The sequence below is a fragment of the Nocardia blacklockiae genome, assembly GCF_015477355.1.
Classification (GTDB): Bacteria; Actinomycetota; Actinomycetes; order Mycobacteriales; family Mycobacteriaceae; genus Nocardia; species Nocardia blacklockiae.
On record NZ_JADLRJ010000005.1, the window covers coordinates 470,016 to 489,103 of the forward strand.

Annotated in this window: 11 protein-coding genes; 8 read left to right on the forward strand and 3 right to left on the reverse strand. The window is 70.5% G+C overall.

What is annotated here, in order from left to right; translation table 11 throughout:
- Position 1: 1 nt before the first annotated feature.
- A complete protein-coding gene (locus IU476_RS18475; RefSeq protein WP_195101692.1) occupies positions 2–874 on the reverse strand; it encodes a helix-turn-helix domain-containing protein in 873 nt (290 codons plus the stop codon).
- A 222-nt stretch (positions 875–1,096) separates the two neighbouring features.
- Positions 1,097–1,660 (reverse strand): DUF4282 domain-containing protein, encoded by a 564-nt coding sequence (locus IU476_RS18480; RefSeq protein WP_195101693.1) that lies wholly within the window; start codon positions 1,658–1,660, stop codon positions 1,097–1,099.
- A gap of 289 nt (positions 1,661–1,949) precedes the next feature.
- On the opposite strand from IU476_RS18480, the gene IU476_RS18485 reads away from it, so the two are divergent.
- Together IU476_RS18485 and IU476_RS18490 are read left to right on the forward strand one after the other, a co-directional pair.
- A complete protein-coding gene (locus IU476_RS18485; protein ID WP_195101694.1) occupies positions 1,950–2,447 on the forward strand; it encodes a hypothetical protein in 498 nt (165 codons plus the stop codon).
- A 130-nt stretch (positions 2,448–2,577) separates the two neighbouring features.
- Positions 2,578–4,794 carry a molybdopterin-dependent oxidoreductase gene (locus tag IU476_RS18490; RefSeq protein WP_195101695.1) on the forward strand — a complete coding sequence of 739 codons (2,217 nt, stop codon included), beginning with the start codon at positions 2,578–2,580 and terminating at the stop codon, positions 4,792–4,794.
- Positions 4,795–5,217: 423 nt separating this feature from the next.
- On the opposite strand, the gene IU476_RS18495 is transcribed toward IU476_RS18490, so the two are convergent.
- Positions 5,218–5,679, reverse strand: coding sequence for a GtrA family protein (locus IU476_RS18495; protein ID WP_195101697.1), 462 nt, complete (start codon positions 5,677–5,679; stop codon positions 5,218–5,220).
- A 37-nt stretch (positions 5,680–5,716) separates the two neighbouring features.
- Here IU476_RS18495 and dprE1 point away from each other — a divergent pair, with 37 nt between their 5' ends.
- The 6 genes from dprE1 to IU476_RS18525 all read left to right on the forward strand — a co-directional run bounded on the left by dprE1 (position 5,717) and on the right by IU476_RS18525 (position 18,994).
- Positions 5,717–7,207, forward strand: coding sequence for a decaprenylphosphoryl-beta-D-ribose oxidase (gene dprE1, locus IU476_RS18500; RefSeq protein WP_228823825.1), 1,491 nt, complete (start codon positions 5,717–5,719; stop codon positions 7,205–7,207).
- Positions 7,208–7,223: 16 nt separating this feature from the next.
- The gene (gene dprE2 / locus IU476_RS18505) at positions 7,224–7,985 is read left to right on the forward strand and encodes a decaprenylphospho-beta-D-erythro-pentofuranosid-2-ulose 2-reductase (RefSeq protein WP_195101699.1); all 762 of its coding nucleotides are present in this window, start codon (positions 7,224–7,226) and stop codon (positions 7,983–7,985) included.
- Between the two features lie 151 nt (positions 7,986–8,136).
- On the forward strand, positions 8,137–10,095 hold the full coding sequence (locus IU476_RS18510) for an arabinofuranosyltransferase (protein WP_195101701.1): 1,959 nt from the start codon (positions 8,137–8,139) through the stop codon (positions 10,093–10,095).
- A gap of 224 nt (positions 10,096–10,319) precedes the next feature.
- On the forward strand, positions 10,320–12,170 hold the full coding sequence (locus tag IU476_RS18515; protein WP_228823922.1) for a putative glycosyltransferase family protein: 1,851 nt from the start codon (positions 10,320–10,322) through the stop codon (positions 12,168–12,170).
- Positions 12,171–12,192: 22 nt separating this feature from the next.
- A complete protein-coding gene (locus IU476_RS18520) occupies positions 12,193–15,486 on the forward strand; it encodes an arabinosyltransferase domain-containing protein (protein ID WP_195101707.1) in 3,294 nt (1,097 codons plus the stop codon).
- Between the two features lie 127 nt (positions 15,487–15,613).
- The gene (locus IU476_RS18525) at positions 15,614–18,994 is read left to right on the forward strand and encodes an arabinosyltransferase domain-containing protein (RefSeq protein WP_195101713.1); all 3,381 of its coding nucleotides are present in this window, start codon (positions 15,614–15,616) and stop codon (positions 18,992–18,994) included.
- Positions 18,995–19,088 lie beyond the last annotated feature (94 nt).

Below are 19,088 nucleotides of genomic sequence, written 5' to 3' on the forward strand. Positions count from 1 at the left end.
TTCAGAACGCGGCCAGCGCCTCGTCGATCGCCGCGCGGGCATCCACCGAGGCCGCCCGGATTCCGGCGAAAGCCGCACGGTAGCGGCCGATTTCGTGCTCCTTGTCGAGATACGTGGAGCCGGTGAAGTTTTCCACGTACACCACCGGCGGCTCGCTCAATTCGCCTGCGGCGTCGGGGAATTCGAGCATCATGAAGCGGCCGGTCTCCATGCCGTCGTGGTAGCCGCAGTCGTTGGGCACCACCCGCAGGTCGACGTTCGGGCGCTCGGACATGCGGCGCAGGTGGTCGAGCTGCCCGGCGTGCACCTCGGTGCCGCCGACCCGGTGCCACAGCAGCGCCTCGGTGAGCACCGCGACCAGCCGCACCGGCGACTGCGCGCGGGTGAGCACGGTCTGCCGCGCCGCGCGCAGCGCCACCCGGCGGTCCAGTTCGGTCGCCGGCATCTGCGGGCGGCCCGCGGCCAGCACCGCGCGGGCGTAGTCCTCGGTCTGCAACAGGCCCGGGACCAGCTCGTTCTCGAAGGTCGACAGCCGGTCGGCGGCCTCCTCGAGGCCGATGTAGACCTCGAATCCCTCGGGAATCACGTCGCCGTAGTCGGCCCACCAGCCGCGCGCCTTGGTCTCGCGGGCCAGCGCGGTCAGCGGTTCGACCAGGTCGGCGGGCGCGCCGTAGATCTTGCACATCGCCTCGACGTCGAGGCTGCGCAGCGAGGTCTGGCCGGTCTCGATGCGCCAGATCTTGGCCTCCGACCACTCCAGCCGCTGCGCCGCGACCCGAGTGGTCATGCGGGCACGGTTGCGCAGGTCGCGAAGCTGCCGCCCCAGCTGCCGCCTGGGCATCGTCGACCCGGTGATCCCGTGCGGTAAAGCCATGCTTTCCCCCTACCCGTCCCGTGCGCCGCGCGATCGGTCATCCCGGTCCGACGAACGGCGTAAAAGCGTCTCTGTGCGGCCCCGGCCGAAATTGGACACGCGATCGGATTGTTGCACAGCTCAACGACTCTCGGATACAGCCAATCGGCCCACAATTTCGGTGACGACCCCGAAAACCCCCTATGTCACAGCCACGACATCGTCATAGCTGCGACAAATAGCCTACTTTCGCCGGCGAAACCGCCAGAACTGCACGGCGCGAACATCTTCGGAGAGTTGATTGACCGGTTCGGCGACCTCCGACAGCGCGCGGAACAGGTCGTCGGCGAGGTCGTTGATGTGCTGCACCCGATCGGCCAGGCGCGACGCGTTCACCAGGAATTCCAGGGCCAGCCGCACCGAGGCCGCGACGGTCAGCGCCAGCGGGACCGCCACCAGCACCGCGAAGGCCAGCCCGAGCAGCGGCGAGACCCGCCACAGCAGCACGGTCAGCACGACCGGCAGGCCGCAGGCGAAGGCCAGGCCGAGCATGTACGCCAGCGGCAGCAGCGTGCGCGTCGCCGGGCGGCGGAACTGCACGTCCACCAGGGCACGCAGGGCCGACACCGCCCAGGCCCCGAAGGCGCCCGGGCTGCGGAACGGCTCGGCCGGCCGCTCCTCGGCCGGGTCCTCGTCGATATGACGCGTCAACCTTCGACCGGCGGACTCCTTCCAGGCGATGAATCGAGGCTCGGCCTCGTAGTTCTCCGCGGGATCCGGCGGCGGCCCGAGCGGCTCATCGGTCATGCGCCGATCCTCTCCCGCCCGCGCCGCGCGGGCAACGGGGGGATCACAAGCGTTCTGTTGGGAAACTTTCAGCCACAACAGATTCGATTCACAGGGTGGAACACGACCGTGGTGCTCGGCCCCGCACACGACGCCGCCGGGCCGCCACCGATAGCGATCCGGAATCAAAGGTTGATCTTGTGATGAATTCGACGGCGGGAAAGAAAGTTTCGCAAACGTGTAACGCGGTGTCCCACGTGGCCCGATACGTCCCATGAACACCAACGCAGGACCTAGTTTTACCCGGGGAATGGAGAAGACAGTGCGTACGACGTTTCCGACTTCCGTCTCGGCGGCTACCCTGGCCGCCAGCGCGCAGGACTACATCCAGCGCGGTTGGACGGTCGCCGAAACGGCCAACGGCATCTGCCTGATCACCGACGAGGATGTATCCGGCATCGAGGTGACCGGCGAACTCGCGGCGACCGTGCGCCGGTTCCTGCGGGCGAACAACCTCTCCGGTCCGGTGATCGAGATTCCGGGCGCCGAGCGCCGCGAGATCCACTTGGTCACCGGCGTCCGCAAGGCCGCCATGGCGCTGGAGGCGCTGCGCGAGGCCGGTGTCACCGTCTACACCGACGGGGCCGGCATCCCGCTGCCGCCGACCCAGCTGTCGGCCGCCGGTGCGGCCTGCTGGGGCGTGGCCCCCGGCGAGGCGCGCTGGCTGCCGCCGGTGGTCGCGATCGCCGCGGCGGTGCGGTCGGCCCGCTCGGGCCGCAAGGCGCAGCTCGCCCGCATCGCCAGCTAGCCGTCGGCCGGGCGCCCGCACGGCGCCGGCACAATTCGAAGACCGCACGGAAACCGCGAGAGCCCAAGGGTTCTCGCGGTTTCCGTCGATCCGGAGCGCGAGCGCCGGCGCGCCGGGTGATGATGGTGCTATGACGCGCGTCACGGAGGACTCCCGCACCCTGCTCCGCACCTGTCCGCTCTGCGAGGCGGTCTGCGGGCTCGAGATCACCCTCGACCCCGGGGATCGGGTGCTCGGGGTGCGCGGGGACCGCGAGGATCCGTTCAGCCACGGGTTCCTCTGCCCGAAGGGCGCCAGCCTCGGCCGTCTCGACGAGGACCCGGAGCGGCTCACCGAGCCGATGATCCGCGACCGCGCCACCGACAGCTGGCGCACGGCGTCCTGGGAGGAGGCGTTCGACCTGGTCGCCGAGCGGCTCCCGGCGCTGGTCGCCGCCCACGGCCGCCAGGCGGCGGCGCTGTACCTGGGCAATCCCACCGCGCACACCGTCGCGGGCGCGCTGTACCTGCCGCCGCTGATCCGGGCGCTCAGCACCCGCAACCTCTACTCCGCCAGCACCGCCGACCAGATGCCCAAGCACGTGGCCAGCGGCCTGATGTTCGGCGATCCGCTCGCCGTCCCGGTGCCCGACCTGGACCGCACCGACTACCTGCTGATGCTCGGCGCCAATCCGCTGGAGTCGAACGGTTCGCTGTGCACCGCGCCGGACTTCCCGGGCCGGTTGAAGGCGCTGCGCAAGCGCGGCGGCCGCCTCGTGGTGGTCGATCCGCGCCGCACCCGCACCGCGAAACTGGCCGACGAGCACCTGTTCGTCCGGCCGGGCAGCGACGCCTACCTGCTCTTCGCGATCGTGCACACGCTGTTCGCCGAGCAGCTGCTCACGATCCGGGCGTCGGTCGACGGGCTCGCCGAGGTGCGCACGGCCGCAACGGCTTTCCCGCCGGAGCGGGTCGCCGAGCGCACGGGCGTGCCGGCCGAGACGATCGTGCGGCTGGCGCGCGAGCTGGCCGCCGCGCCGACGGCGGCCGTCTATGCCCGCATCGGCACCTGCACCGCCGAATTCGGCTCGCTCACCCAGTGGCTGGTGGACGTGCTCAACGTTCTCACCGGCAACCTGGACCGCCCCGGCGGGGCCATGTTCGCCACCGCCGCGGCGCTGGGCATCGTCCGGACCCGGCCGTTCCGGCCCGGCCGCTGGACCAGCCGGGTCCGCGAGGCGCCGGAGATCATGGGCGAATTCCCGATCGCCACGCTCGCCGACGAGATCCGCACACCAGGCGAGGGGCAGGTGCGGGCGCTGGTGACGATCGCGGGCAACCCGGTGCTGTCCGCACCCAGCGGCGCGCGCCTGGGCGAGGCGCTGGCGGGCCTGGAGTTCATGGTCAGCGTGGACCGCTACCTCAACGAGACCACCCGGCACGCCGATGTGATCCTGCCGCCGCCGCGCACCCTGCAGTCGCCGCACTACGACTTCGCCCTGCTCAACTTCGCGGTGCGCAATTACGCGCGCTACTCACGCCCGCTGATCCCGCTGGGCGACCGGCCGTCGGAGGCGGAGATCCTGGCCCGGCTGGCCGTGGCGGCGGCGGGTCAGCAGCCCGAGCCCGACCGCGACCCGCTCGCCGCGGTCGACGAGCTGATCATCGCGGGCACCCTGCACAAGGCCGGGCTGCTGGACCGCCGCGCCGAACTGCTCGGCGAGAACACCACCGAGCAGCGCATCGACATGATGCTGCGGCTGGGCCCGTACGGCGAGTGGAATCCGGCGGCGCAGCCGGTGCCGCACGAGGGCGTCACCGGCGGGCTGAATCTGCGGGTGCTGCTGGATCATCCGCACGGCATCGACCTCGGACCGCTGCGCCCGCGGCTGCCCGAGGTGCTGCGCACCGCGTCGCAGCGGGTCGAGCTGGCGCCGCGGCCACTGCTCGACGACGTGGATCGGCTGCGTGCCCGGCTCGCCGACGACCCGCCGGAGATGGTGCTGATCGGGCGGCGGCAGCTGCGCTCCAACAACAGCTGGATGCACAACGTGCCGGCGCTGGTCGGCGGGTCCAACACCTGCACCCTGCACATCCACCCCGACGACGCCGAGCGCCTGGGCCTGGGCGCCGAGGCGGTGGTGAAGTCGGCGGCGGGCGTCCTCACCGTGCCGGTGGAGCCGACCGAGGAGATCATGCCGGGCGTGGTGAGCCTGCCGCACGGCTGGGGCCACGCCGACAGCGCCCAGTCGGTCGCCCGCGCGCACGCCGGTGTGAACGCCAACGCCCTGACCGACGACTCGATCGTCGACGCGCCGTCCGGGAACGCGGTGTTCAACGGGGTGCCGGTCACCCTGACCCCGGCCTGACCGGTCGGCACGTGCAAGGGGGATTTGCGCGCCGGCCCGGCGGCCAAGATCGGGCAAACGAAGCGAAAAGGACAACGCAATAGTGCGAATTGCCCTCGCGGGCAGCGGAATCAACGCGCACCGGACCGCTCGGCGCGCCAGTAGTGGTGCGGGCGACGCGATTTCGGGGCTTGCGGCACGCGCGGGCGCGGGCGCATTCTCGATTGTGGTTGTGATGTACGACACGAGCACGACCGGCCGGTAGCTCCGGAGGGGCACGGCGACGCGGCCGAGACCCGCCTCGGCAACGTGCCGGGAAACTCGTTCGGTCGCGCGGTGGCAACTGCTTCGGCGCGAGGGCCGAGACCCGAGCACTGGTCGCCGAAAACTGAATCCGCCGGTCCCGGTCTGCAACGGTGCTTCGTCGGGACCGGCGGATTCGCCTCAGCGCAGCTTGAAGATCACCAGCCGCTGCACCACGAAATTGATCACGGTGGCGGTGCCCTGCGCGACGAGGAACGCCAGCCAGATGCGCCACCACTCGTCGGGCAGCACGTGATAGAGGACCTGGTTGATGCCGACCTGGACCGCGAAGGTGAGCGCGTACAGCACCACCACGGCCGCGAAGCGGGACCGGCTCGGCGGGGCCTGGAACGTCCAGCGGCGATTGATCAGATACGCCGTCGTGGTGCCGGCGACGAAGCTCAGCGACTTCGCCACCGCCACCGGCAGTCCCACCACCTGCAGCAGCAGCGTGTACAGGCCGAAGTCGATGATCGCCGAGAAGCCACCCGACAGCGCGAACCGGACGATCTGGGTCTTCAGGTCGACACTCGTGCCGCCCGGCTCGTCGACCAGAGGCAGCTCGGGTGGCAGTGGAAGGTGGGGTTCCGCGGTCACGCGCACGAGCGTAGCCGGTCGGCCCGCTGTAGCCTCTATGCCGATGTCCACGAAAGCTCAGACCTCCACCGCCGCGGGTCCTGCGGAAAAAGCGGGCGACGGCGCTGCGTCACAGAATGACAGCACCGGGTCGACCGAAGGCTACGACCTGCCGACCCACACCCGCCGGCTGACCGGGTGGGGCCGCACCGCCCCCACCACCGCCGAGGTGCTCTCGACCGGCGATCCGGAGCTGATCGCGCGGGCGGTCGCCGCGGTCGCGCAGGACAACGAGGACAAGCCCGCCCATCTGCGCCGCGGCGTGATCGCGCGCGGGCTGGGCCGCTCCTACGGCGACAACGCCCAGAACGCCGGCGGCCTGGTCGTCGACATGACCGCGCTGAACAAGATCCATCGCATCGACCGCGACACCCACCTGGTGGACGTCGACGCCGGGGTGAATCTGGATCAGCTGATGAAGGCGGCGCTGCCGTTCGGCCTGTGGGTCCCGGTGCTGCCGGGTACCCGGCAGGTCACCGTCGGCGGTGCGATCGGCTCCGACATCCACGGCAAGAACCACCACAGCGCGGGCAGCTTCGGCAATCACGTGCGGTCGATGGAACTGCTCACCGCGGACGGCACGGTGCACCACATCACGCCCAAGCGGAACGCGAAACTGTTCTGGGCGACCGTCGGCGGCTGCGGGCTCACGGGCATCATCCTGCGCGCCACCATCGAGATGACGCCGACCGAGACCGCGTACTTCATCGCCGACGGCGACGTCACCGCGACGCTCGACGAGACCATCAGCTTCCACAGCGACGGTTCCGAGGAGCGCTACGAGTACAGCTCGGCTTGGTTCGACGCGATCAGCCCCGAACCCAAGCTGGGCCGGGCCGCGATCTCGCGCGGCAACCTCGCCAAACTCGACGAGCTGCCGAAGAAGCTGCGCAAGGACCCGCTGAAGTTCAACGGCAAGACCTTCCTCACCCTGCCCGACGTGTTCCCCAACGGCCTGGCCAACAAGTACACGTTCACGCCGATCGGCGAGCTCTGGTACCGCAAGTCCGGCAGTTACCGGGGCAAGGTGCAGAACCTGACGCAGTTCTATCACCCGCTCGACATGCTGGGTGAATGGAACCGCGGCTACGGTTCCAACGGCTTCCTGCAGTACCAGTTCGTGGTGCCGCCGGAGGCGGTCGAGGAATTCAAGAGCATCATCCGCGACATCCAGGGGTCCGGGTTCTACTCGTTCCTCAATGTTTTCAAGCTGTTCGGCCCGGGTAACCAGGCGCCGCTGAGCTTCCCGATGCCGGGCTGGAACATCTGCGTGGACTTCCCGATCAAGGCGGGGCTCAACGAGTTCGTCACCGAATTGGACCGGCGCGTCCTGGAATTCGGCGGGCGGCTCTACACCGGCAAGGACTCCCGGACCACCGCGGAGACCTTCCACAGGATGTATCCCAAGATCGACGAGTGGATCAAGGTCCGCCGAAGTGTCGATCCCACAGGCGTTTTCATGTCCGATATGGCGAGAAGGCTGGAGCTGCAGTGAGCGGTGAGTGCGTAAAATGATCAACGCGGTAGGCAACCCCCAGAACATTCTGCTGCTGGGCGGCACCTCCGAGATCGGCCTGGCGATCTGCGCGGAATACCTGAAGAAGGGTCCGGCGCGGATCGTGCTCGCGGCGCTGCCGAACGATCCGCTGCGCGCGGACTCGGTGGCGCAGCTGGAGGCGGCCGGCGCCTCGAAGGTCGAGGTGATCGACTTCGACGCGCTCGACACCGGCAGCCACCCGAAGGTGATCGAGCAGGCCTGGGCCGACGGTGACATCGACGTCGCGATCGTGGCGTTCGCGCTGGACGGCGACGCCGAGGAGCTGTGGCAGAACCAGCAGCAGGCCGTGCGGGTCGCCGAGGTCAACTACACCGCCTCGGTGTCGGTGGGCGTGCTGGTCGGCGAGAAGATGAAGGCGCAGGGCTACGGGCGGATCGTCGTCATGTCCTCGGTCGCGGGCGAGCGCGTCAAGCGCGCCAACTTCGTCTACGGCTCCACCAAGGCCGGCCTGGACGGCTTCTACCTCGGCCTGGGCGAGGCGCTGCGGCCCTACGGCCCGCGGGTGACCGTGATCCGGCCCGGTCAGGTGCGCACCAAGTTCTCGGCCCACGTCGACGAGGCCCCGCTGACGGTCAATAAGGAAGACGTTGCCGCCCTGGCGGTCGCGGGGTCCGAGAAGGGCAAGGAAATCGTCTGGGCGCCCGGCACTTTCCGCTGGGTGATGGTGGTCCTGCGCCACCTTCCCCGCTCCGTCTTCCGCATGCTGCCCATCTGAGCGGATCCGCGAGCCTCGACGGCCGACGGCGACCTGCCGTCGGCCGTCGTCGTTTCCCGGCACGGCATACGGTGCGCCCGGTTCGCCCGGCTCTGACTAGAGTGACGCACGGCTCGCGCTCAGTGCAGGCAACAGAGGAACCGGAGGCAGCGTGCGCGTACTTGTCCGGCAGGTCGGGGGCGGTCTTGGGGAGGCGGTGCTCGCGGCGGTGGTCGCGGGCGTGGTGGCCGCCGTCGGGTTGGTGGCGTTCGGCACGGTGCAGTGGCCGGCGTTCAACTCCTCCAACGTGACTCGGGCGCTCACCACGGTCGGGCAGGCGGGGGCCGTGCTGCTGCTGATCGCGGCGGTGGTGCTGCTCCGGCTGCACCGGTGGCCCGTGGTGGCGAAACTGCTGTCGTGGGTGGGCATTTCGGCGTTCGTGACGGTGACGCTGGGGATGCCGCTGGCGGCGACCAAGCTGTATCTGTTCGGAATCTCCGTCGACCAGGAGTTCCGCACCGAATACCTCACGCGCCTGACCGACAGCGCGGCGCTGCACGACATGACCTACATCGACCTGCCCCCGTACTACCCGGCCGGGTGGTTCTGGATCGGCGGCCGGGTGGCGAATCTGCTCGGGATGCCGGGCTGGGAGACGTTCAAGCCGTACGCGATCGCGGCCCTGGCGGTGGCCGCGGTGCTGGCACTCGTGCTGTGGTCCAAGCTGATTCGCGCGGACTGGGCCGTCGCCGTCGCGGCGGCGACCACCGCCGTCACCGTGGCGTTCGCCGCGCCCGAGGCCTACAGCGCGGTGCTGGTGGTGCTGTTCGCCCCGGCCATGCTGCTGGCCTGGGGGGCGCTGTACCGGCCCGCCACCGCGCCCGGCGGGGAATCGGCGGCGACGGCCGGTGGCTGGGGGGCGACGATCGGGGCCGGGCTGTTCCTCGGGATGTCGGCGATGTTCTACCAATTGTTCGCGGGTGTCGCGGTATTCACCGTGGTGCTGATGGCCGTGGTGGCCTGGGTGGCGCAGCTGTGGCAGCGGCGGGCCGATGCCGTGCACCGGCCGCGGGAGGTCGCGAACGGGCCCGGCGCGCTCGGGCTGGCGCGGCCGATCCTGGCCCGGCTCGTCGTGCTGGGCCTGATCACGGCGGTGCTGGCGTCGATCACATGGGGGCCGTGGCTGGCGAAGGCCGCGAGTTCGACGACGCCGCGGTCCGGCACGGCCCTGCACTACCTGCCGGAGTCGGGCTCGCGACTGTCGTTCCCGATGTTCGACTTCGGCGAGCCGCTGCTCGGCGCGCTGTGCCTGATCGGCACCGTCTGGCTGGTGCTGCGGGCGGCGAGTTCGCGGCGGGCGCAGGCGCTGGGGATCTCGGTGCTGGCGATCTATCTGTGGTCGCTGGGGTCGCTGATGGTGACCGCGGCGGGAACGACGGCGCTGGCGTTCCGGCTCGAGCCGATCCTGCAGACGCTGCTCGCCGCGGCGGGCACGTTCGGTTTCGTCGAGGGCGCGCGAGCGCTCTACCAGGCGATCAACGAGCCGCCGCGGTTCCGGCCGGCCGCCGCGGCGGTCGCGGTGCTCGGCGGGCTGGCCTTCGCCCAGTCCATCCCCAGCATCCTGAACGCCGAGATCACCACCGCCTACACCGACACCGACGGCAACGGTGAGCGCGCCGACCAGCGCAGCCCGTCCGCGGTCTCGCACTACCGCGACATCGACGCCGCGCTGCTCGCCCAGACCGGCCGGCCGCGCGACGAGTCGGTGGTTCTTACCGCCGACACCAGCTTCCTCGCCTACTACCCGTACTACGGGTTCCAGGGACTCACCTCGCACTACGCCAACCCGCTGGCCGATTTCGCCGGACGCGCGGCGGAGATCAAGCGCTGGAGCGGCCTGCACTCGCCCGCAGAACTGCGCGACGCGCTCGAGCACAGCCCGTGGCGGGCGCCCGACGCGTTCCTGTTCCGCAGCAGCGGCGACAAATACACGCTGCGACTGGCCGAGGACGTCTACCCGAACGATCCCAATGTGCGCCGGTACACGGTGTCGTTCCCCAAGACGCTGTTCGAGGACCCGCATTTCCAGGTCACGAACATCGGACCGTTCACCCTCGTCGTGCGGCACTGAGACGGCATCCGAGTGTGCACAACAGCCTAAAGCTGTGGATAAGACTGTGGAATTCCTCATTTTCTGTGGATAACTCCGGGGTCACCGAGCGCGGCCCCCGGAAACGGCGGTAGCGTGGGCCGCTGAGTTCATCCAGCATTTTTGAGGGAGTTCTACCTGTGTCACCCGGCGGGGAATCGGATCGCATCGACTCGACGCGATCGGAGGCAGCCGCGACCGTTGTCCTGGATCCGCCGGCCCACGCCGGCGGGACCGCGACGACCCGTGCCGCGGTACGCGAGACGCGCACCCGGCTCCGCGCCCGGCTCCGGGCTTCCCGCACCGACCTGCTGACCGGCACGGCCTACCTGGTCTTCGCCGTCGTCGTGCTGTCCGGGCAGTGGCGCGACACCGAGCACGGCTACCTGATCAAGAGCGGTCAGGACCAGTCCATGTGGGAGTGGTTCTTCGCGGTGACCGCGCATTCGGTCGCGCATCTGGAGAGCCCGCTGGGCACCACCCTGCAGAACTTCCCGGCCGGCGTGAACATGATGGCCAACACCGCCATGTTCGGTGTCGGCGTGCCGCTGACCCCCGTCACCATGCTGTTCGGTCCCACCACCACCTACGTGCTGGTGCTCACCGCCGGTCTGGCCGCGACCGCCTTCGCCTGGTACTGGCTGTTCTCCCGCGAACTGGTGAGTTCCCGGTTCGCCGCGGCCGTGGGCGGGGTGTTCTGCGGTTTCGCGCCGGCCATGATCTCGCACGCCAACGCGCACCCGAACTTCGTGCTGCTCGCGCTGCTGCCGGTGCTCGCGCTGGTGATGATCCGCAAGGCGCGGCGCGCGCTCGACGGTCCCCCGCTCACCCGCTCCCGGCGGCTGCGCGAGGCGGTGGTGCTGGGCCTGCTGGTGGCGTTGCAGATCGCGCTCGGCGAGGAGCCGCTGCTGATCTTCGCGCTCGCGTTCGGCCTCTTCGCGCTCGTCTACTACCTGCACGATCCGCGCGCCGGGTGGCGCGTGCTGCGCGGGGTCGCGCCGACGGTCGGGCTCGCGGCCCTGATCACTTTGGCGCTCACCGCGATTCCGCTGTGGTGGCAGTTCTTCGGGCCGCAGAGCTACCGGTCCATCGACCACGGCCCGACCGGCAACGACCTGAAGGCGCTGGTGCAGTTCCCGGCGGAGTCACTGGGCGGCATGTTCCTGCCCGGCCAGAACGTCGGCATCAATCCCACCGAGGACAACTCCTACTTCGGCTGGCCGCTGCTGGCGTTGCTGGCCGTGACGGTGGTGCTGCTGTGGCGGCGCGGGCCGCGCGTCGAGCGGTTCAACCACTACCGCGCCGCGCGCGCGGCCACGGCGGTGATCGCGGTGTTCACGGTGCTGTCGCTGGGTGTGATGGCGACGCTGGGCAAGCGGCCGCTCGGGGTGAGCCTGCCCTGGAAGTGGCTCGAGCGGGTGCCGCTGCTGAACACGGTGCTGGAGACCAGGTTCAGCATGGCCGCCATTCCCGCCATCGCCGTGATCCTGGCGCTGGGCACCGAACGCGCGATCGCCTACGCGCGCGCGTCGCTGAGCGATCCGCGGCCGCTGATCTGGTTCGGCGCGCTGACCCTGGTACTGGCGCCGCTGGTGCCGACCATCCTGCCGGTCACCGAGCGCACGCCCACCCCGGCGTTCTTCACCGACGGCACGGTCCGCGACTACGTCAGCGGCGGCTCGGTGGTCGTCGCGCCGCCGCCGTCCACCGTGGACGCCCGCGCGCTGCGCTGGCAGGTCGACTCCGGGCTGCGATTCCCGCTCGCCGGTGGCTATTTCGTGGGTCCGGCCGCGGACAAGAAGGGCCAGTACGGCCCCGACATCCGGCCGACCGCGCTGCTGATGGCGCAGGCGCAGCAGACCGACCGGGTCCCCGTCATCGACGACGCCACCCGCGAGCGCGCCCTGGCCGACCTGAACTACTGGAAGGCGGACGTGATCGTGCTGCCGCCCGTCGAGCACGGCCGGGCCATCCACGCCACGCTCGACCAGCTCCTCGGTTTCCCCGGCCGGTACGTCGACGGCGTGTGGGTCTGGGACGTGCGCGGGCTGGTGTGACGCGCGGCTAGCATCAGGCATCGTGCGCGCAGACTCCCCAGCGTTTTCCCCGGTCCGCCTGATCGCCCTCGTGTCGGGTGTGCTCGCCGCCCTGCTCGCGGTGCTCGCACCCCTGCTGCCGGTGCGGGAGGACCGCGCCACACTGGACTGGCCACAGCCGCAGTCGGTGAACGTGGACGCGCCGCTGGTCTCCTACGTGCCGCTGGATCTGCGCCTGAGCATTCCGTGCGCGGCGTTCCGCGACCTGCCGAGCGGCACCGTGGTCTCCACGGTGCCCGCCGACGCGCCCGGAGCGAGCGCGAAAGGCTTGCTGGCCAAGGTGATCGACACCGCGGGCGGCCGGACGCTCTCGGTGTTGCAGCGCGACATTCCGCTGCTGTCGGCGCCGATCGCGGAGATCGGCGGCTGCACCGCCCTGACCGTCGAGTCCACCGTGGGCTCCACCGACACCGAGTTCACGGGCGTCACCCGCGCCGACGGCACCCCGTTCCGGAACTCCGTGGCCGGTGACATCCGACCGCAGGTGGTCGGCGTCTTCACCGACCTGGACCGCGCACAGCTCGGCGACGCGCACCTGCACGCGAACATCGACTCGCGCTTCTCCTCCTCCCCGAGTCCGCTGAAGCTGGCCGCGATCGTCGCCGCGGTCGTGCTGACCGTCGTCGCGCTGATCTGCCTGCATCTGATCGACACCGCCGACGGCCGCCGACCCCGGCGCTTCCTGCCCGCGCACTGGTGGCGGTTCACGATCGCCGACGGGGTGGTGCTGGGCACGCTGCTGCTGTGGCACGTCATCGGCGCCAACACCTCCGACGACGGCTACATCCTGAACATGGCTCGGGCGTCCCGGCATTCGGGCTACATGGCCAACTACTACCGCTGGTTCGGGGTGGCCGAAGCGCCGTTCGGCTGGCCGTACGAGGTGCTGGCCTGGATGACCCGCATCAGCGACGCCAGCTGGTGGATGCGGCTGCCCGCGCTGGTCGCGGGGATCGTGTGCTGGCTGGTGATCAGCCGGGAGGTGCTGCCGCGCTTGGGCGCTCGGGTCCGCCGCGACAACATCGCGCGCTGGACGGCGGGCCTGGTCTTCCTGGTCGCGTGGCTGCCCTACGACAACGGCCTGCGCCCGGAGCCGCTGATCGCGCTGGGCGCGCTGCTGACCTGGTGCTCGATCGAGCGCGCCATCGCCACCGGGCGGCTGCTGCCCGCCGCGATCGCGGTGCTCATCGCCGCCTTCTCGCTGGCCGCCGGTCCGACGGGCCTGATCTGCCTGGCCGCGCTGATCGCGGGCTCGCGGCCGGTGCTGCAATTGATCATCAAGCGGGCGCGCGGGCGGATGGATTCCGACGACGCGACACCGGGCAAGCGCGCGGGGCGGGGGTCGTTCGGGTCGGCGGTGTTGCGGTACGGCGCGCTGCTGGCGCCGGGGGTCGCGGCCGGAACCCTGGTGCTGGTCGTGGTTTTCGCGGATCAGACGCTGGCCTCGGTGCTGGAGGCCACCCGGGTGCGCAAGATCATCGGGCCGAACGTGGCGTGGTTCGACGAGCGCACCCGCTGGGATTCGCTGCTGATGCTCTCGCCCGACGGGTCGCTGGCGCGGCGGTTCGGAATCCTCGGCATGCTGCTGTGCCTGGGTGTGTGCGTGCTGGTGATGCTGCGCAAGAGCGGCCGGATCCCGGGCACCTCGCGCGGGCCGTCGGCGCGGATTCTGGGCATCGTGTTCATGTCGCTGCTGCTGATGATGTTCACCCCCACCAAGTGGACCCACCACTTCGGCGTCTACGCGGGCCTGGCCGGTTCGCTCGCCGCGCTGACCGCGGTCGCGGTGGGCGTCAACGGGATTCGCGCGACGTACAACCGCTCGCTGTTCGCCGCGGCGATCTTCTTCCTGCTCGCCATCACCTTCACCGGCTCCAACGGCTGGTGGTACGTGTCCAGCTACGGCATCCCGTGGTGGGACAAGGCGCCGCTGCTGGCGGGCAAGGGCTTCTCGACGCTGTTCCTCGGCCTCGCGGTGCTGTGCCTGCTGCTGGCCGCGTGGCAGTACTACCGCGAGCCGTACCGAAAGGCGGGCGGCCGCAGGCGATTCGACAAGTTCGCGGTGCAGCCGCTGACCATCGCCGCCGCCGCGATGGTGCTGTTCGAACTCGCCTCGCTCGGCAAGGCGGCCGTCACCCAGTACCCCGCCTACTCGATCACCAAGGCGAATCTGCGTGCGCTGAGCGGCAGTTCGTGCTCGCTCGCCGACGACGTGCTGGTGGAGACGAACACCGCGGACTCGCTGTTGCAGCCCTACACGGGCGCCGCGGCCGACGGGCTGGCCGCCGAGAACGTCGGCTTCACCCCGAACGGCGTGGCCAAGGACCTGACCGCCGACGCCGAGGAGACCGTCGCCGGCGGCGCCAACTCCGTCGACACCAAGTCGGAGAACAAGACCACCAACACGACCCAGTCCGGCACCGGCGGCGGCAGCACCGAACAGGCCGGGATCAACGGCAGCACCGTGAAACTGCCGTTCGGGCTCGACCCCGCCCGCACCCCGGTGCTGGGCAGCTACACCACCGGCGACAAGCAGCAGGCGCACCTGACCTCGCAGTGGTACCGGCTCGACCTCGACGCCGCCCGCCAGGACCCCGTCTATCAACTGCTGACGGTCAGCGCCGCCGGTCGGATCAAGTCGGTGAACAAGGACGGCGTGGTCACCTACGGCCAGGACCTGCGCGTCGAATTCGCGCACCGCGCCGCGGACGGCACCGAACAGCCGCTGGGCTCGTTCCAGCCCTTGGACATCGGCGGCGCGCCCTCGTGGCGCAACATGCGGGTGCCGCTGGACCAGGTGCCCGACGGCACCAACGCGGTGCGCATCGTCGCGGTCGCCAACGATCTCACCCCGCGGCAGTGGCTGGCCGTCACCCCGCCCCGGCTGCCGAAGCTGGCCACGCTCGACACCGTGGTGGGCCGCCAGGATCCGGTGCTGGAGGACTGGCACGTCGGCCTGGCGTTCCCCTGCCAGCGGCCGTTCGACCACAAGGACGGCGTCGCCGAGGTGCCGCGCTGGCGCATCCTGCCCGACCGGGTCGGCTCCGACGCCTCCAACGCGTGGCAGGACGACATCGGCGGCGGCCCGCTCGGCTGGACCGGACTGTTGGCCGAGGCCCAGACCGTCCCCGGCTACCTGAACCACGACTGGGGCCGCGACTGGGGCTCGCTGGAACGGCTCACGCCGTACGTGCCGTCCGCGACACCGGCCGCCATCGGCGTCACCGTCGAAACACGCTCGGGCCGTGCGGAGGACGTGCCGATTCGCGCGCATTAGCCGAACGGTGTCCGGGCTGGTCGAGCGGTGGTGACGCACAGCCCGGCGGCGGGCCGAATTGGACGCATGCCTCGAGGATGGCCGTGAACACGGTCACTCTCAGCGTGGGCAGATAACATCACCAACCGTGCCCGACGCCGCAACTGCTGTCTTGACCAAACCGTCGCCCCCCACCCCGGTGGCGACACCCCGTGATTTCCGGACCGCGCGCCTGGTCGCGCTGATCGCCGGGCTGCTGGGCGCGCTGTTCGCGATCGCCACCCCGTTCCTGCCGGTGAACCAGACCACCTCCGCGGTGGACTGGCCGCAGCACGGGACGCTGGGCAGCGTGCAGGCGCCGCTGATGTCGCAGGTCCCCGTGGACCTGACCGCGAGCATCCCCTGCGCGCTGGTCGATCAGCTGCCCGCGCAGGGCGGCATGCTGCTGGCGACCGCGCCGCCGCAGGGCGACCGCGCCTCGCTGGAGGCGATGTTCGTGCGGGTGTCGGACACCTCGGTCGACGTGGTGGACCGCAACGCGGTGGTGGCCTCGGCGCAACGGTCCGAGCTGAGCGGTTGCTCGTCGATCGTGATCAGCTCCGACCACGACCGCACCTACGCCGCGTTCGAGGGCGCGACCCGGCAGGTCGAGCAGCCGGTCGCGGGCGGCGCGCCGGGCGCCACCGAACTGGTCACCGCGCCGATCGAGGGCACGCTCGGCGGCGACCTGCGGCCGCAGGTGGTCGGCGTGTTCACCGACCTGAAAGGCGCCGCGCCCGCGGGTCTCTCGTTCCACATGACCGTCGACTCGCGGTTCACCACCACGCCGACGATCACCAAGCTGGTGGCGATGCTCGCGGCCGTGCTGTGCACGCTGATCGCGCTGGGCGCGCTGGCCCGCCTCGACTCGGGCGACGGCCGCGGCCACCGCCGGATCCTGCCCGCGCACTGGCTGAAGCCGACCTGGGCCGACGGCGCCATCGGCGGCACCCTGCTGCTGTGGCACTTCGTCGGCGCCAACACCTCCGACGACGGCTACATCCTGAGCATGGTGCGGGTCGCCCCGCACGCCGGCTACCTGGCCAACTACTTCCGCTGGTACGGCGTGCCGGAGGCGCCGTTCGGCTGGTACTACTACGTGATCCAGGTGTTCGCGCAGATCTCCACGGCCAGCGTCTGGGTGCGAATTCCCGCGCTACTGTGCGGAATCCTGTGCTGGATGGTGATCAGCCGCGAGGTGGTGCCCCGGCTGGGCCGCGGCGTGCGCACCTCGAAGGTCGCGCTGTGGACCGGCGGTCTGGTCTTCCTGGCCTTCTGGCTGCCCTACGACAACGGGCTGCGCTCCGAGCCGATCGTCGCGCTGGGCGCGCTGCTGACCTGGGTGTCGATCGAGCGGGCCATCGCGACGTCGCGGCTGCTGCCCGCCGCGGTCGCGATTCTGGTCGCGGCGTTCACCCTCGCCGCGGCGCCGACCGGACTGATGTGTGTGGCCGCGCTGCTGGCCGGGATCCGGCCGCTGGTGTGGATCGTGGTGCGCCGCCGCCGCGAACTGGCCGCCGGCGCGGGGTCCGGCTGGGCCGCGAAGCGCTGGGCGTCGACGCTGGTGCTGCTGGCGCCGCTGGCCGCCGCGGGCTTCCTGGTGCTCACCGTGGTCTACAGCGACCAGACCTTCGCCGCGATCCAGGAGGCCAACCGGGTGCGGCAGCTCGCCGGCCCCAATCTGGCCTGGTACGAGGACTATCTGCGCTACTACTACCTGTTCGTCGAGACCGTGGACGGCTCGCTGGCCCGCCGGTTCGCCTTCCTGGTGATGCTGCTGTGCCTGTTCACCACGATGATGGTGCTGCTGCGCCGCCGCCGGGTGCCGGGCATCGCCAGCGGGCCGACGTGGCGGCTGATGGGCATCGTCTTCGGGACGATCTTCTTCATGATGTTCAACCCGACGAAGTGGACCCACCACTTCGGCGCGTACGCGGGCATCGCCGGCGCGCTGGGCGCGGTGACGGCGGTGGCGGTGTCGGCGACGGCGCTGCGGTCCCGCAAGAACCGCTCGATCTTCCTGGCCGCCTTGCTGTTCGCGCTGGCGCTGGCGTTCTCGGGCATCAACGGCTACTGGTACGTGTCGAGCTTCGGGGTGCCGTGGTTCGACAAGACGGTGTCGCTCAAGGGCATCGAGTCCAACACCATCATGCTGGTGCTGTTCGGCCTGGCGCTGGCGCTGGTGGGCTGGCAGTCGCTGCGCGAGGGCTACGCGAAACCCCCGGCGAGCGCGAAGTCCGCGCGCGGCAGGCGAATTCGCCGCTTCGCCGCCATTCCGCTCACCGTGGTCGCGGCGCTGATGGTGTTGTTCGAGGTGTTCTCGCTGGTGAAGGGCGCGGTGTCGCAGTACCCGGCGTACTCGCTGGCGCGCTCGAACATCGGGGCGGTCGGCGGCGCGACGTGCGGCCTGGCCAACGACATCCTGGTCGAGCAGAACGTCAACAGCGGCAATCTGCAGCCGATCGTCGACCCGGCGCACCCGCCGAAGGACGGCGACGCGCTCGCGGGCGGCGACCCGGTCGGCTTCTCCCCCAACGGAGTTCCGACCGATCTGAAGGCCGACACGGTCGAGGTGAAGCCGGGCACCGGCAACACCTCCACCCAGTCGGTGGGCGCGGTATTCGCCGAGGGCCAGAACGCCGGCACCGGCGGCGGCACCACCCAGCAGGCCGGCGTGAACGGCTCCACCGTGGCGCTGCCGTTCGGGCTCGACCCGGCGACCACCCCGGTGATGGGCAGCTACCAGGAGGGCGTGCAGCAGCCGGCCCACTTGACCTCGAGCTGGTACCAGCTGCCCGCGCGCTCGGACGACTCGCCGCTGGTGGTGATCTCGGCGGCCGGTCGCATCCTGTCGGTCGACGACACGGGCGCGGTCAAGTACGGCCAGTCGCTGACCGTGGAGTACGGCAAGAAGGAGGCCGACGGCTCGGTCACCAAGCTGGGCAGCTACCTGCCGCGCGACATCGGCCCGTTCCCGTCGTGGCGCAACCTGCGGGTGCCGCTGGACCAGATCTCGCCCGAGGCCGACACCATCCGCATCGTGGCCAACGACCCGATCCTGATCGGCGACCAGTGGCTGGCGTTCACCGCGCCGCGCGTGCCCAAGCTGCAGACGCTCAACGACGTCATCGGCACCGAGCAGCCGGTCCTGCTGGACTGGGCGGTGGGCCTGCAGTTCCCGTGCCAGCGGCCGTTCGACCACCGCGACGGCGTGGCCGAGGTGCCGAACTACCGCATCCTGCCGGACCGCCCGCTCGCGGTCAGCTCCACCGACACCTGGCAGGCCGAGGAATTCGGTGGGCCGCTGGGCTTCTCGCAGATGCTGGCCAAGTCGGTCACCATCCCGACCTACATGAAGAACAACTGGGCGCGGGACTGGGGTTCGCTGGAGCGCTACGACCAGTACTACAAGGCGGCCCCGGCCGAGGTGAGCACCGGCACCGCGACGTGGTCCGGGCTCTGGTCACCGGGACAGCTGCGGGTCTTCTGATTCCGGCGAGGGCCGGGCACGTCCGCACCGCGGTCGTGCCCGGCCCTTCTCGTTACTACCGGAGGTTTCGTGTTCGGAGTCGACGGTGGCGCGG

Coding starts and splice junctions, on each gene's coding strand:
- IU476_RS18475 (WP_195101692.1), bottom strand. CDS start 874: ATGGCTTTACCGCACGGGATCACCGGGTCGACGATGCCCAGGCGGCAG.
- dprE1 (WP_228823825.1), top strand. CDS start 5,717: ATGTCCACGAAAGCTCAGACCTCCACCGCCGCGGGTCCTGCGGAAAAA.
- IU476_RS18480 (WP_195101693.1), bottom strand. CDS start 1,660: ATGACCGATGAGCCGCTCGGGCCGCCGCCGGATCCCGCGGAGAACTAC.
- dprE2 (WP_195101699.1), top strand. CDS start 7,224: ATGATCAACGCGGTAGGCAACCCCCAGAACATTCTGCTGCTGGGCGGC.
- IU476_RS18490 (WP_195101695.1), top strand. CDS start 2,578: ATGACGCGCGTCACGGAGGACTCCCGCACCCTGCTCCGCACCTGTCCG.
- IU476_RS18485 (WP_195101694.1), top strand. CDS start 1,950: ATGGAGAAGACAGTGCGTACGACGTTTCCGACTTCCGTCTCGGCGGCT.